This window comes from Litchfieldia alkalitelluris (assembly GCF_002019645.1).
GTDB classification, from domain to species: domain Bacteria; phylum Bacillota; class Bacilli; order Bacillales; family Bacillaceae_L; genus Litchfieldia; species Litchfieldia alkalitelluris.
Genome location: NZ_KV917374.1, coordinates 1,189,139 through 1,205,065, shown reverse-complemented (window position 1 = coordinate 1,205,065; position 15,927 = coordinate 1,189,139). Strand labels below are relative to the sequence as shown.

Annotated in this window: 12 protein-coding genes; 5 read left to right on the top strand and 7 right to left on the bottom strand. The window is 36.1% G+C overall.

All coding sequences use genetic code 11. From position 1 onward, the window contains the following. Positions 1–363: 363 nt before the first annotated feature. Both BK579_RS05450 and BK579_RS05445 read left to right on the top strand, forming a co-directional pair. Positions 364–783, top strand: a complete 420-nt coding sequence (locus tag BK579_RS05450; protein ID WP_169891071.1) for a MarR family winged helix-turn-helix transcriptional regulator — start codon at positions 364–366, stop codon at positions 781–783. A 70-nt stretch (positions 784–853) separates the two neighbouring features. Further along, positions 854–2,494: an MDR family MFS transporter gene (locus BK579_RS05445; RefSeq protein ID WP_078544094.1), complete on the top strand. Its 1,641-nt coding sequence runs from the start codon at positions 854–856 to the stop codon at positions 2,492–2,494. 83 nt (positions 2,495–2,577) lie between these two features. Here the strand turns inward: BK579_RS05445 and BK579_RS05440 are convergent, their stop codons facing one another. Then, entirely contained in the window at positions 2,578–3,306 is a 729-nt protein-coding gene (locus tag BK579_RS05440; protein WP_078544092.1) for a YwmB family TATA-box binding protein, read from the bottom strand. 171 nt (positions 3,307–3,477) lie between these two features. On the opposite strand from BK579_RS05440, the gene BK579_RS05435 reads away from it, so the two are divergent. The 3 genes from BK579_RS05435 (at position 3,478) to BK579_RS26685 (ending at position 5,911) form a co-directional block, all read left to right on the top strand. Next, positions 3,478–4,578 (top strand): AI-2E family transporter, encoded by a 1,101-nt coding sequence (locus BK579_RS05435; protein ID WP_078544090.1) that lies wholly within the window; start codon positions 3,478–3,480, stop codon positions 4,576–4,578. A 209-nt stretch (positions 4,579–4,787) separates the two neighbouring features. Further along, on the top strand, positions 4,788–5,654 hold the full coding sequence (locus BK579_RS05430) for a TetR/AcrR family transcriptional regulator (RefSeq protein ID WP_078544089.1): 867 nt from the start codon (positions 4,788–4,790) through the stop codon (positions 5,652–5,654). A 125-nt stretch (positions 5,655–5,779) separates the two neighbouring features. Further along, entirely contained in the window at positions 5,780–5,911 is a 132-nt protein-coding gene (locus BK579_RS26685; protein WP_268876455.1) for a hypothetical protein, read from the top strand. Positions 5,912–5,992: 81 nt separating this feature from the next. Here BK579_RS26685 and BK579_RS05425 read toward each other — a convergent pair whose 3' ends face one another. From BK579_RS05425 to BK579_RS05400, 6 genes are all read right to left on the bottom strand, one after another. Continuing rightward, positions 5,993–6,871: a peptidylprolyl isomerase gene (locus BK579_RS05425; RefSeq protein ID WP_078544087.1), complete on the bottom strand. Its 879-nt coding sequence runs from the start codon at positions 6,869–6,871 to the stop codon at positions 5,993–5,995. Between the two features lie 1,432 nt (positions 6,872–8,303). Beyond that, the gene (locus BK579_RS05420) at positions 8,304–8,903 is read right to left on the bottom strand and encodes a cell wall hydrolase (protein WP_078544085.1); all 600 of its coding nucleotides are present in this window, start codon (positions 8,901–8,903) and stop codon (positions 8,304–8,306) included. A 324-nt stretch (positions 8,904–9,227) separates the two neighbouring features. Then, on the bottom strand, positions 9,228–10,160 hold the full coding sequence (locus BK579_RS05415; RefSeq protein WP_078544083.1) for a dipeptidase: 933 nt from the start codon (positions 10,158–10,160) through the stop codon (positions 9,228–9,230). A 435-nt stretch (positions 10,161–10,595) separates the two neighbouring features. Then, positions 10,596–12,011: a DHA2 family efflux MFS transporter permease subunit gene (locus BK579_RS05410; protein ID WP_407936267.1), complete on the bottom strand. Its 1,416-nt coding sequence runs from the start codon at positions 12,009–12,011 to the stop codon at positions 10,596–10,598. 300 nt (positions 12,012–12,311) lie between these two features. Then, positions 12,312–14,123, bottom strand: coding sequence for an ABC transporter ATP-binding protein (locus BK579_RS05405; RefSeq protein ID WP_078550407.1), 1,812 nt, complete (start codon positions 14,121–14,123; stop codon positions 12,312–12,314). 35 nt (positions 14,124–14,158) lie between these two features. Then, positions 14,159–15,886 (bottom strand): ABC transporter ATP-binding protein, encoded by a 1,728-nt coding sequence (locus BK579_RS05400; protein WP_078544079.1) that lies wholly within the window; start codon positions 15,884–15,886, stop codon positions 14,159–14,161. Between the last annotated feature and the right edge of the window lie 41 nt (positions 15,887–15,927).

Below are 15,927 nucleotides of genomic sequence, written 5' to 3'. Positions count from 1 at the left end.
CAATATACCGTGAAAATACTTAGTTAGCGGAGTTCCATGAGCTGTAATCCACCTACTTTCCTCGGGGAGGTCCGTGTCCGTGAGCCTCCTCGTCGCTCCCTAAGCTCCTGCGGGGTCTCATGAGACCGCTAGATCCCGCAGGATTCAGGTGGCTCTCCGCTCATTCCACACTGAGGAGTAAACATTTTCATACACCATGGTGCGAAATACTTATTTAGCATGATTGTCTACCATAAAAAAAACGGAAGGCACCCGCTTATTGTCGACAAGTATAAGAAAGGCGCTGAAAAAAGGTTACATATTCAACGTATACAGTTTGTCTTACAACTCAACATTTATTTTAAATTCAAAGGAGAATTTCCTATGCAGTCTAGAGATGATTTAGTACATGAACTAGAAAAGCAATTTCGTATCGCGTTTAGACAACTGAAATCAGAAATTAATGATTTGTTTAAAAACGAAATAACAAGCAATGAGTATGCCATTTTAAGGTTCCTTTCTCATTTCGGTCCACAAATGGCATCCGCAATATCTAAAGAATTTAACGTTTCAGCAAGTCATATTACAGCTGTAACAGATAGCCTCTATAAGCAAAATTTAATTAAGCGCGAGCGTTCGGAAACTGACCGCCGTATTGTTCACATTATTATTACTGATGAAGGAAAAGACCTAGTCAAACGATTAGAAGCTCTTAAGCATAACTTCCTCTATTCAAAGTTTGATTCTCTCTCTGATGAAGAAATACAAACAATGATTAAGATATACAAGAAAATTTTAAAATGATCTTAAATCATAAGGATATCTTTGGCTAATACTTAACTATCTAATTTTAGCGTATGTTTAGGAGGAATGTATGGAGCATTTAGAACAGAAAAAGAAAGTAGTTATCATGATTGCCATTATGGCTGCAATGCTTTTTGCAGCCTTAAATCAAACCATAGTCGGTACAGCGTTACCTAGAATTATCGCTGAATTGGGTGGAATGGAATATTTCAGCTGGGTTTTTACTATATACATGCTCGCATCAAGTATTACTGCCATCTTAGTAGGTAAGCTTTCTGATATATACGGACGTAAACCATTTATATTAATTGGGATAGGTATTTTTATTGTTGGTTCCTTTTTGGCCGGTTTAGCTGAATCAATTGGTCAATTAATAGCATTCAGAGCAATTCAAGGTCTTGGCGGTGGGATGATTATGTCTACTGCATTTACTGCGGTGGGAGATTTATTTGCTCCTCGTGAACGTGGACGTTGGCAAGGAATAATGAGTGGGGTATTTGGCTTAGCAAGTGTATTCGGTCCGACTTTAGGTGGTTGGATTGTCGATAATACAGACTGGCACTGGATTTTCTGGGTGTTTCTTCCTGTCGGTGTTATTGCTTTCTTAATGATTATGTTTATGTTTCCTGCAACCGTGCGAAAGGAAACAGAACCAGTTGATTATTTCGGGTCGCTTTTCTTAACATTAACGATTATACCCATGCTTCTTGCGTTTTCTTGGGGCGGTACACAATATCCTTGGGCATCATTCCAAATTATTAGCTTATTAATTGCTACAGTGATTGCACTCACTATTTTTATCATGATTGAAAAAAGAGTGAAAAGTCCAGTTCTTCCTCTTCCTCTCTTTAAAAATAGTATATTCACTATATCTAATATGGTCGGTTTCTTACAGGGTGCAGGTATGTTTGGTGCAATCATGTATATGCCGTTTTTCGTTCAAGGAGTAATTGGAACATCTGCAACTGCTTCAGGGCTTGTGATGATGCCTATGACATTAAGTATGGTTATTGCAAGTACTATTGGAGGTTCTTTAATTACAAAAACAGGTAAATATAAAAAAATGGCTTTACTAGGGCTTACAATTATGGCTGCCGGGATGACGTCAATGACTTTTATGGGCACACATTCAACAAACTTCATTGCGGTCATTCATATGATCATTGTTGGAATCGGCCTAGGCATCAGCTTTCCAGTCTTCACATTAACGATTCAAAATGCGGTTGAACAAAAACTTTTAGGGGTTGCAACTGCTTCTTCTCAGCTTTTCCGGCAGATTGGAGGAACGGTCGGGGTAGCAATCATGGGTACTATTATGGCTACCCGAATGCAAACAAAAATGGAAGACCTTTCAGCAGAGTCTGGTTTGAACTTGGAAAGCGTATCAGATCTTGATCCTTCTGTAGCAGCAAGCATAGAAAAAATGCAGAACCCTCAGGTTTTAATGGATCCTAATCAGCTAGCAGAGATTAAGGCGAGTCTTCCAGATCAAATGAACGGAGTATTTGATCAGTTGGTATCGATGTTAAGGGAAGCGTTAAGTTATTCATTAACTGGTGTATTCCTAATTGGTGGAATTATTGTAGGTTCTGCGATTTTACTGACACTATTTCTACAAGAAATTCCTTTACGTCAGTCAAATGAAGATCCTGAACAGGAAACTGAAGATCAGTCTTCATTGACCGTGGCGAAATCTACTTCAAAACCATAATTTGCTGTGGTTAAGGCTATTTATTAATTTGAAGCTAAAACACTAGGGCACGAGATTATTTTCTCGTGCCCTAGTGTCAATTATTAATATTCTGTCGTAATAATAGGCGTCCCAATAGTCACATCTACAAGATTTGAAGCCTCATTAGCTCTTAATCCAATTTGCAAATTCATTTCATGCCCTGCATTCTTCATAACCGGAGCATCAATCTCATCTGCTAGAGCTGACATACTAATAAAATCTTGTTCAAAAAGTCCTTCTGTTAATTCTCCATTAAACCCCTTTAAGAGTTGCTCTGCTTTTTTCTTCAAGTTCTCGGATTCACTATTTAGAGTTCCTCTTATCGTATAAAACATTTCACTATCATTAAATTTAGTTTGATAGGTTGAATAGACATATTGCTTTACTTCTTTTGTCCAACTTTCTCCGGTGATTTCATAAGCTACATTAATCTCGTATTCACCATTATAAAGATAACCTGTAACTATAATCGTTTCATACAGTTGTTGTGAGCTATTTTCTTTAACACCCTTCATCAAAAAATGATGATCAACCTTTTCATTTTCTATTTTCCACACGAATTCAGGATGTTCATCTATAAAACTCTCAAATCTCTCATTCAGTTCCGTTTCATTAGCAACATACTCTATAAGACCTCGACTATAGACTGTCCAAGAAGAGTACTCTACTCCACTTTCCGCTGCTATTTCAATTAGTTCATCTATCATCTCTTTATGTTCATTTCCCATAACCTGATTATAAAAGTTAAATACTATCGTTATTAATAGTAGTATTGATAAACTTAATTTCATTTCCCCTCACCTCACTATAAGAGTGGACAAATAGATTCACCTTTATACATAAAAATTAAAAATTTCATATATTAACAGATTTCGTAAAATTAATTGATGATTGTCGATTATTTCACGTTATAATGGGAATTAATGAGATAAGGATATTTCTAGATTTAGGAGGTAACATTAGTGTTAAAGTCGAAGGTCCACTTTTGGACCCTTCAAATCCTACTAGTTTTATTGATTGTATATGTAGGATCAAGGGTTTCATTTTTATTTCAGCCAATCATTGTTTTTAGTTCTACTCTCTTTTTGCCCATATTAATTGCAGGAATTTTGTTTTTTATCTTTAACCCGATTGTTAAACTTTTAGAGAAAGGGAAAGCACCTCGGGCGATTGCCATCCTTGTATTATACTTATTGTTTATTAGTCTAATCATTGTACTAGGTTCACTTATTGGTCCAGTGGTTTCGGAACAAATAACTGACTTCATCCGAAATTCACCGAGGTATGCTGCAGCCATCCAAGGTTATGTTATTCAACTATCTGAGGAACCTTGGTTTACGTGGATTATGACCCAAGAGTATGTATCTATTAATGAAATTGAAGCCGGATTCCTAAACTTTGTTGCAACCATTCCTGATAATATTGCAGCAAGTATTGGTCAAGTTTTAGGTGTTGTCACCAACATTACATTAATTATCATTACTGTTCCGTTTATATTGTTTTATATGTTGAAGGACGGACATAGATTTTCTGAAACAGTCGTTAAATTTTTCCCGAATTCTTATCGCAGCGAAGTGCTCGTTATTTTAAAAGATCTTTATGTAACACTATCTACCTACATCCAGGGCCAAGTGATTGTTTCGCTAGTGATCGGTACAGGATGTTTTATTGGCTTCTTAATCATCGACCTAAAATATGCTCTTCTTTTAGGAATGATTATCGCTATTACAAACATTATTCCTTATGTAGGACCCTTTATTGGAGCAGCACCTGCCGTCGTAATTGGTTTACTTGATTCGCCAACAAAAGCTCTTTTGGCAGCAATCGTTGTGTTAATTGTTCAACAGCTTGATGGGAATGTTCTTTCTCCTCTAATTATTGGTAAAAGATTAAATACCCACCCATTAACAATCATTTTATTATTAATTGGTGCTGGGAGCTTTGGGGGAATTATCGGAATGATTCTTGCAGTTCCTACATATGCAGTCATTAAAGCAGTAGTCTTACATGTAGTTCGACTTGTTCGCTTAAGAAGAAAGTATAGAGACGAATTAATCGTTTAAAAGAAAGTAAAGACATTTCAAAAGCAACAAAGTTTACGAATACAACCAAATGAAAAGCCTCTTATGCACTTCGTTTCCTGCATAAGAGGCTTCTTAATTAGCTGAACTTAAATGTAAACCCATTATAAATTTGACTAATTAGTCATAACATTTTATACTTTGTATGACCCTATGGTCACCTTATATCAAGAGCTTAGGAGGTGTTAGGAATGAAAGATAAGGAAAAAGTCATTATTGAAACAGCAATCAAATTATTTGCTCAAAAAGGGTTTACAAATACATCAATTCAAGAAATAGCGGTAGAAAGTGGAATATCTAAAGGAGCATTTTATCTTCACTTTAAGTCAAAGGATTCGCTCCTATTGTCTGTTCTTGAGTACTATTATGATAAAATACAACATAACTTACACAAGTTTGACAACCTGACACTTCCACCTAGAGAGACCTTTACACGTCAGTTAGAATCTTTATTAGATATACTCATTCAAGAAAAAGAATTTATTATCATGCAAACAAGAGAACAAGCTATTCCATTGAATGAGTCCGTTAAATTCTTTTTATTAAGGATGCACAAAGAGTCTCATGAATTTTATCAAAATGCTATTAAAGCTATATACGGGGATAAAATAAAGGATTATCTTTGGGATTTATCAATTCTCCTTGACGGGCTAATGCAAGCCTATATTCGTTTAATACTTCTTGATCCAACTGAATTTAATACTGAAAAGGTCGTTAAATTTATTATGAATAGATTGGATAATATTGTGGCTGGAATTACCGACGACGAACCACTTTTTAACGAATCAAAATTAACGAATTTAATGTTAAAGACTAAAACTTTTTTTATAAATGACGATCAAAAAATCGAAACTGTTTTAAAACAATTACGTCAGCAAATCGAAGCACTCGATGAACATGAAGATCTTTTAATTTCACTTGATGTTTTAGAAACTGAAATTAGTAAAGACTCACCTAGAATACCAGTTATTCAAGGAATGCTTTCGAACTTCAAAGACTTCCCTACACTTGACAGATATCGTAAAGATATCGCTTCCTTCTATCACTTAAAAATTTAATGTCACAAAACGTTCAAATTTAGAACGTTTTTTTAATTTTTCTAAAAACTTAATTGACCAGTTAGTCACATAATATTATAATTAATATGACCAGTTAGTCAAAAGATAGTGAAATGAGGGATTGAATGAGTCATAGTAATGAGATAACCAATAAGAAAAAGCCAGTCTTATCTTTAACAGAAATTGTAAAAAAGCTAAAAGAACAAGGTGTAAATGCTCAAATAGTAAAAAACATTAGGCTCTCCAATGATCATTAGTGGAAGAGCCTTTTTGTTTTTTACTTACAGGCTATTTTAGTAAATATGCTTATGGTCTTTATGAACCAATTAAAGTCCCATTTAATTATTAAAGGTTTCAATCTCATACTTCTCTTTTAACTCTGTAACTAATGTCGAGTATTCAGTACTCATTTTTTCGTCTAATAAAGTTTGTTTAATACTTTCCTTACTGTCTTCAAAATTAGCTTCTGTGGCCTCTTGTTTATTTGTAACCTTGATGATGTGGTAGCCATGTTCTGTTTTTACAGGCTCACTAATCTCGTCAATGTCTAAATCAAAAGCGACTTTTTCAAAGTCCTCAACCATCTCACCCTTACCAAAAAATCCCAATTTTCCACCATTACTTGCATTGGCTGTATCAGTTGAATATTCGTTCGCAAGTGTGGCAAAGTCTTCACCATCATTTAACTTGGAAAGGACCTCATTTGCTGTCTCTTCGTCTTTAACTAAAATATGACTTGCCTCAACCTGTTCACTGATGGCAAAGGTGGCTTTATTCTCTTCAAAATAGGCTGCCATTTCTTCATCGGTAATAGTAATTCTTTCTTGTAAAAGTTTTTCAGTCAACAGATATAATTTAATATCCTTTTTAACCGTATTCATGGATGTCCCGTTTGACTCTAGGACAGAAGCGAACGTTTCTTCTCCACCATATGAGCTAATTAATGTATCTACTTCTGTTTGTATTTCTTCGTCAGTAACGGTAAGCTTTTGACTTTCAGACTCAAGCTGAATTAATTTATTGGTGATTAGCGTATCTAAAACAGTAGTTCCATATTGCTCGAAAAGTTCGTCCGATAATTCTGCTTTTGTAATTGATACACCAGAGACACTTGCAACTACTTCTTTCTTCAACAAAAAGGTGGATATAATAATGGCTATAATAATTACGACTACAATACTTATAAATTTCTTTCTATTTTTTAAATCGGTTAACATATTAGTCTTCCCTTCTATTTATAACTTGTCTTTTATTTGATAGGTTTATGTTACCTTTAAAATATGAACAAATTATTAACAAAGTCGGAAAAAGATATTAAACTAGAAATTGGTAATTAGTTACTAAAAGTCTACCCTGAAAATACATAATGATGTAGAGTTCCATGAGCTGCGATCCACTTGCTTTCCGCGGGGTGGTCCGTGAGCCTCCTCGGGGCTCCTGCGGGGTCTCACGAGACCACTGGATCCCGCAGGAGTCAAGTGGCTCTCCGCTCATTCCACACTTAGTAAGTACCTATTTTCATTCTCCATGGTGCGAAATACATATTTAGCATGGATGTCTACCCTGAAAAAAAAGAAATGCGGAAGGCGCTCGTTCATCGGCGACAGGCATAAGACATGACGGCTAGAAGGTTGCTCTTTAACCTTCTAGGGTGGCTTGTCTTAGACCTGAGAGCCGATAGCGCCTGGAGCTAGACACTAAGCTAAGTATAATTTTTCACCTACATGGTGCTAATTTTAATTAGCATAGAAGTCTACCATGAAAATAATTTAGTTAGCGGAGTTCCATGAGCTGCGATCCACTTGCTTTCCGCGGCGTGGTCCGTGAGCCTCCTCGTCGCCAGGTGCTCAGCTCCTGCGGGGTCTCGCAAGACCACTGGATCCCGTAGGAGTCAAGTGGCTCTCCGCTCATTCCATACTAAGTGAACAACATTTTCATCCTCCATGGTGCGAATATTCATTAATATGGAAGTCGTAAAACTAAATTTAGTAATAGGGCTTGTCTCTTAATTAGGTATAAAAGAACCATATTTATATAAGACCACATTTACTTGTGATACGGTTCATGTAATGCTTCAGATGAAATTGTCTTGAGAAATAAGCGGAATTTTTCCGGTTAGATGCCAGATGGAGCTCGTTTTGGGATAAATAAGCGGAGTTTTTCCGATTATGTAAAGCAGAAATCGGCTATTTTGCATTTTTTAAGGTAATAGGCGGAATCTCTCCGTCTATTTAAGCCTTTTTTTATAATAATCAGCAATTAAGGGGAATGTTTCCGTCTATTTATCAGATGACTTCTTAATCTGAGCCCACAGCCAAAAAGTGCGGACCCTCTTGGGAATCAGACGCTTTTTATCAACCAGCTTATAAAAATCAATACTCAAAACGGAACTGCAAATGACAGAAGGTTGACCCTCTTTTTAATCGTACCAATAGTTATTGCCCATCATAATAATAATGTCAATTGCTACTTCAAAGTTAATGGAATATTGTAGAAACCTTGATAAATAAAGAAAAAGCGTATGCTAATTCATACGCCAATTTTGAGTCTATTTATATTAAAGCAACCTAAAACGGAACCATTTTTTTGTATAAATTCTCCCTGTTTTCTCCAGTCATTATTATACAGTTGAAAATAGTATCGTTATCTTTATTTTGCAAAAGTATGATTTCCGATTACTACAGTAACTTCTCTAGATAAAATCCATTTGTTAGTGATTTTAGCTGGATTGTAGAAGAATAATGATCCTTTACCTTGACCTCTAAAAGCGATTGCTTCTTCTACTGCTTGTTTAGCACTAGCATCTGCTGCTTGGTTGATTGCGCCGTTCCCTACCGGTGAGAACGCATAGCCACCATTTGATGTGCGTTCATAGATAACACCTTTAATCGTATTTGGGAATAAAGAGCTGTCCACACGGTTAAGAACCACTGTCGCAACTGCAACTTTACCAGCATATGACTCACCCTTAGCTTCTGCATGAACAATTCGTGCCATTAAGTCCTTGTCTGCAGCACTAATAGCTTGTGGTATCGCTAACTTTTGCCCTGGATATATTGTGTTAGTAGTTTGCTTGTTTTCCTGTTTCAGGGTATTAACTGATACACTGTTTGCAGTAGCAATTTTCCATAGTGTATCTCCTGCTTTAACTGTATAAGTTGTTGATGATGCTTCAGTAGTTGCATTATTGAAAGCGAATAATGATAATGCAAGAGTCGAAGTAATCACTAGTTTTTTAAATAGTTTCATGTTGGCCTCCTAGTATTCTTTTTCTCTACTAGAAGGTAACAGCTGCAATATTTTAAAACACCATCTAAAAAATGGAAAACGCAACCGAACCTTAGGTATTAAACTATTAATTTATCAATTTGAAAAATTATCCAGATGAAATAATTTACTACATTTTTCAACTGTTGGATAAATAAACCTTGATTATTTCAGTATGTTTCATTGATTTTACACACGAAGGAAATACACTGTTCATACTACATGATGCGACATTTATTTAGATTTGTTAGCCAATAAAAATAAAAAATGTGAGTCCTGATTTTTTCAAACTCACATTTTCTTTACTTATTTCATATTTGGTCGATGGTTTAGAAAGTTTAGGTAGGCAAATCCTTTTACTTGGTCCTCAGTGAAATATTTTAAGAGCTCATTGATTAGATTTTGCGTTTTTGAAGCATCTTCTAAATCAATAATGAACTTACTTATTCCATCAAAGTCTGAGCCTAAGCCAATTTGGTTCACTCCTCCAAGGCTACAGAAGTGATCAATATGTTTAATTAAATCTCCAATCGTCGCAGGGCCTTTTTCATTTATGAATGGAGGGTTATAGACCACATGAATCAGACCGTTTTTCACAAACATTTCGTTTGCCTGCGCATCTGTAAGATTACGTGGGTGGTCACATAGGGCTTTTGAATTCGAATGACTTGCGATTGGATAGTCTGCAATTTCCATTACATCCCAAAATGCTCTCTCACTAAGATGGGAGACATCAGTAAGTACTTGATGCTTATTGTTCATTTGGACAATTTCAATGCCTAAAGTGGTGAGGCCTGCTCCCCTCGGCTCACCCGCTCCATCTGCCGCTAAATTTGCATTATTCCAAGTTAAGCCCACAGAGCGGACACCTAATTGAAACAGAATGCTTAATTTCTGCAAATCATTCCCGATTGCATCAACACCCTCAAGAGTAAGCATCGCTCCAATTTCATTATCCTCAAGTGTATCAAAGTCCTCCCAGTTTTTTATCTGTTTCATCTCAGGGTTTTTACCCAGTACCTCTGTATAGAAATACTCGATTTGGTCTAATGCAGCTTGAAATTTTTGATCTGACTTCATTTCTGGTTCTATAAAAATAGCAAAGCTTTGAACCTTAACTTTCCCTGTTTTCAGACGTTGCTTGTTAGTTTCAAGTTCTTCTGAGTCACTAAATCGTAATTCCCCTTTATGTTCCCAGAGCTTTAATAAAGCATCACAATGTAAATCAATCACATGCATATTAAGGTACCTCTCCCATTCTAAGTTTTATTAAGATTGTAATGTTATCTATCTATGTATATGTTCTTATTATATCTTATAATGGTCCAAAATTATCTTAAAGTCTATCCTAAAAACACCTAGGTTTATGAGTTCCATTCGCTATGTGATCCACTCGCTTTCCGCGGGGCGGTTCGTGAGCCTCCTCGTCGCTTGCTGCTCCTGCGGGGTCTCACGCTGACCGCATATCCCGCAGGAGTCGAGTGGCTCTTCGCTCATTCCACACTAGGTGAAACGATCACTTCCGTCTTGCTTTTACTTCAGCAATTGTATCAAATCCATTGGATTCAACACTAGGTGAGTACACTATTTTCATATTTAAAGTGTAATCTATTTTGCATGCGATTTACTTTTAGAAAATCCCTACAAGTATTTCTACTTATAGAGGATTTAAGATTAATGTTGATGAACTTTCACTTCGTCTGCAGATTCTGGTGAGATTGTTCTTTTTATAAAAAAGGCTAATATCAATCCAATGATTGCGAACCCTAGACCAACAGTAAACGCCAATTTCACACCAGAAATCAACGATTGAGCTAGTTCGTTGGTTGATGTTGGGTCATTAGATTGATTCAGGTAGATGTCTTGTCCCGTAGACATGATGCTTACAAAAAATGCTACACCAATTGCGGCCGCTACCTGTTGTAATGTGTTTAATATGGCAGTTCCATGTGGATAATGCTTTCTGTTCAGTTGATTCAACCCATTTGTTTGTGTTGGCATCATAATCATAGCAATTCCGATCGATAAAAACGTATGAAGAATAATGAATGTGAACAATGAAGTTTCCATTGATATATTCGAGAAAAACCACATCGTTATAACTAAAATGAGTGTACCAGGAATAACTAGCTTTCTGGGCCCATATTTATCAAATAGACGGCCTGTTACTGGTGAAATTAACCCATTGATAAGTCCACCTGGTAGGAGTGCAATTCCTGTCATAAATGCTGAGAATGCAAGGCCCCCTCGTAATAGCATTGGTAAGAGAATAATGGTTGAAAATAAGGTCATCATTGAAATAATTAATAAAATAGTAGTCAATGCAAACATTGGATATTTAAATACTCTTACATCTAACATTGGTTCCTCTAGACGTAATTGTCTCCAAACAAACAGAATGAGTGAGATAAAACCAATAATAATTGCTAAGTAAACCTCAGGGTGTGTCCATCCAGCACTTCCTTCTCCCGCACTACTAAATCCGAAAACAATTCCACCAAAACCTAGTGTAGATAATATTACAGAGACAAAATCAACTTTTGGCTTTGTTACCTCTGATACGTTTTTAAGATATACACTTGCAAACGCAATAGAGAAAATAGCAAATGGAATGACAATATAAAATAGCCAACGCCAATTTAACGCTTCAAGAATAATCCCTGAGATTGTCGGTCCAATTGCTGGAGCAAACATGATAACCAATCCAACTGTCCCCATGGCTCCTCCTCTTTGGTGTGGTGGATAAATTAAAAGAATCGTATTCATCATTACTGGCATTAACAATCCTGTTCCACACGCTTGAATAAGGCGTCCAATTAGTAAAGTGGAAAAATTAGGCGCAATGCCACAGATTATTGTTCCAATTGTAAACACTATCATAGCCCCAATAAACATTTGTCTTGTTGTAAACCAGCTAGTTAATAATGCTGTTATTGGTACGAGTACTCCTACAACTAACATAAATCCTGTCGCTAACCACTGTATCGTTGGAGCATCAACTTGAAATTCATGAATTAAATCAGTAAAAGCAACGTTTAATAATGTTTCATTTAATATTGCGAAAAATGCTCCTATGATTAACGAAATCATAATAGGCTTTCGTTTAATTTCTTTTATATCTTTACCTTCATTTGCTGTTAAGCCTGATGTATCCAAGCCAACTCCTCCTTTAGTCGAACAATTACATTTTCTCCTGGATATATAGTAATCATGTATATTAGGTCTACCCTGAAAATAACTTTGGTTGTGGAGTTCCATGAGCTGCGATCCAAGTCTAAGAAACACATAAAATTATACAATACTGATTCAATCAACAATGCACTTTATCACAACAATTCTTAAACAGGAAAGAAATCTGCCTATGTATTATTAGACAGATTGAGTGTCACTTTAGTTCGCGATACTTCTTGATAATTGAGAGTGATATAATTCGGCATAAAACCCATTTTGACTTAGCAACTCATTATGTGAGCCTTTTTCAATAACCTCGCCGTTGTTCATAACTAGGATCATGTCAGCTCCTCTAATTGTTGATAGTCGATGGGCAATCACAAAGCTTGTTCTTCCCTTCATTAATTTATTCATCGCTTTTTGAATATTCATCTCTGTTCGGGTATCAACATTACTTGTTGCCTCATCTAAAATGAGGATTTTAGGATCAGCCAAGATCGCTCTTGCTATTGTTAAAAGCTGGCGTTGGCCTTGCGAAATATTTGTTGCATCTTCACCTAACATAGTTTCATACCCATCTGGCAATGTCCGAATAAATTCATCTGCATATGCACTTTTTGCTGCACTAATGATTTCATTTTCTGATGCATTCTCACGGCCATACAATATATTTTCTTTAATGGTCCCATTGAATAGCCATGTGTCCTGAAGAACCATTGCAAAAAGTGACCGTACCTGCTCTCGAGACATATCGTTCATATCGATTCCATCTACAAGGATTCTTCCAGCGTCAATCTGATAAAATCTCATGAGTAAGTTAATGATTGTTGTTTTACCCGCCCCAGTAGGTCCAACAATTGCCACCGTTTGTCCTGCTTTGACATCAAGAGTTAGATCCTTAATAATTGGTTTATTCTTTTCATAACCAAATCGAACATGATTGAAGGTAATATGCCCTTCAATTCTGTTCATATCTGTTTGAAGCGGCTCCTCTTTTTCTTCTTCATTTTCATCTAAAAGAGAAAATACCCGTTCAGCAGAAGCAATCGCTGCTTGAATCATATTTGCAATACCTGCTGCCTGCGCCATCGGTTGTGATAGTTGCTGTGAATATTGAATAAAGGCTTGAACATCACCAAGTCGAATACTTCCATTTAATACAAGAAAACCACCCGCAATACTAACAAACACATAACTTAAGTTCCCCACAAAAATCATAAGTGGCATCATCAAGCCTGAGTAAAATTGAGCTTGCCATCCTGATTTATAAAGTCGGTCATTGATTTTATCAAATTGTTCGATTGCAGATTTTTCATGTCCAAATGACTTAACAATTTGATGATTGGAAAACATTTCTTCAATATGACCATTAATTGTTCCTAATTCATGTTGCTGACCAATAAAATGCTTTTGAGAAAAAGAGGCAACAAATCGAATTGCAAGCATGCTTAATGGAAATGAAATTAATGTAACAAGAGTTAGCCATGGGCTAATGATAAGCATCATAATTAAAATACCAAGGATTGAAATGATTGATGTGATTAGTTGAGAAAGAGCTTGCTGTAAGGAGTTATTAATATTATCAATATCATTTACTGCTCTACTAAGGACATCTCCATGTGAATGTTGATCAAAGTATTTCAACGGCAATCTTGATAACTTTTCATTTACAGCCTCTCGAATTTCAGCACTCGTTTTTTGTGAAACACCTGCCATGATATATTGTTGAATGTACGAAAATAGGGCTGAAAAAATATATAATCCAATTAACATGAAGACAATTCTTCCAATAAACTCAAAATCAACCCGTACATCATTCGTATAGCTAGAAAATAATGACGTAGTTACATCACCGAGAAGCTTTGGACTGATCACATTAAAAACAGTAGAAAATATCGCAGCAATCGCTACAAGAACAAGCCGACCTTTTCTAGGTTTTAAATAAGCTAACAAGCAGAATAGTGTTCTCTTAAATTCTTTCGGTTTTTCTCCTGATCCCATCGGACCAGGCCCAGGACCCATCCCTTTCATTTTTGAGGTTGAAGAGCCTTTTCCTACCTTGTTTTTCATGCGCCCACCTCCTCGACATGTTGAGATGCAACAATCTCTTGGTAAACCTCATTTTCTTTTAAAAGCTCTTCATGAGTTCCCATTCCAGAAATCTTGCCTTGATTTAACACAATTATTTTATCAGCAACGATTACTGTGTTTACTCTTTGAGCAACTAAAATAATCGTTGCTTCCTTTGTTTCCTGCTTTAATGCCTCACGTAACTTCGCATCTGTTTTATAATCCAGTGCAGAGAAGCTATCATCAAATAAATAAATTTCAGGTTTGCGAATTAACGCTCGTGCAATTGAAAGTCGCTGTTTCTGTCCACCTGATAAATTCGCTCCGCCTTGTTCAACAATGGTCTCTACGCCCTCATCATACTCATTCACAAATTGAAGAGCTTGAGCGGTTGTGAGTGCTTGGATGATCTCGCTCTCATTTGCATCCGTTTTACCAAATTTAATGTTTTCAGCTATAGTTCCTTTAAATAACGCTGCTTTTTGGGGAACATAACCTAGCTTATTTCGAAGGCTTTGTTGTGTCATATTTCTTACATCTACTCCATCTACTAGGATAGAGCCTTCCTCAATATCATAAAAGCGTGGGATGAGCTTTACCAATGTTGATTTTCCCGCACCAGTACTTCCTATAATTGCAGTAGTCTCCCCCGCTTTTGCATGAAAGGATATATTTTCGATCGCCGGTTTTTCTGCTCCTTGATAACGAAATGTAACATTCTTAAATTCAACTTGTCCTTTAACATTCAAATCTTTTTCAGGATTCTCCGGATCCTTAATCTCCGCTTCTAACGTCAGAATTTCGTTAATTCTTTTTGCTGATGCTTGTGCCCTAGGAATCATGATAAACGCCAATGATAACATGATTAGTGACATTAAAATCATCATCGCGTATTGTAGAAAAGCCATTAGATTCCCTACTTGCATTAATCCTGCATCTATTCTAATTGCCCCAAACCAAACAATTGCAATATTTGTAAAGTTCATCATGATCATCATCATTGGAAATAACAAGGCCATTAGCTTATTAACCTTAATACCCGTATCACGAAAGTCTTCATTGGCTTCATTAAATCGTTGTTTTTCAAAACTAACACGATTAAAGGCTCGAACAACCCTTATGCCTATAAGTCCTTCTCTTAAAATTAAGTTCAAACGATCAGTTTTCTTTTGAAGTGACGTAAAATATGGGATTGCCTTTCTAGAAATGAGAAATATAGAAAGTGCTAAAAGAGGTAATGCTCCTAAAAACACAAGTGATAACACTGGATCCCTTGATACTGCAAGGATAATTCCACCAACTAGCATTAATGGTGCTCTAGTCATCATTCTCAGCATCATATTTAATACATCTTGGATTTGCTTCACATCATTTGTTGTTCTTGTAATCAGCGAAGCTGGTCCGATTTTATCAAATGATTGAAGTGAGAAGTTTTCAACATGTATAAACAAACTCCTTCTTACATCTCTCCCAAAGCCTAAGGCAACCTTTGAAGAAAAGTAAGATACGGCGATTGTGAAAAGTATAGCTGCAAGTGCGCAAACAATCATCCATCCTCCAGTTTGCAATATAAATGGCATATCATTATTCACAATTCCAATATCGACGACATCAGCCATCAATGTTGGTAGATATAACTCCAACACACTTCCCGCTAATGTAAAAACTACTATACCTATTATTTGCAAGGTATAGCCCTTCAAATATTTAAACATGGCTAACATCAGTTCACTTCCTCAAAAAATAGTTAACTAACTAAATTATT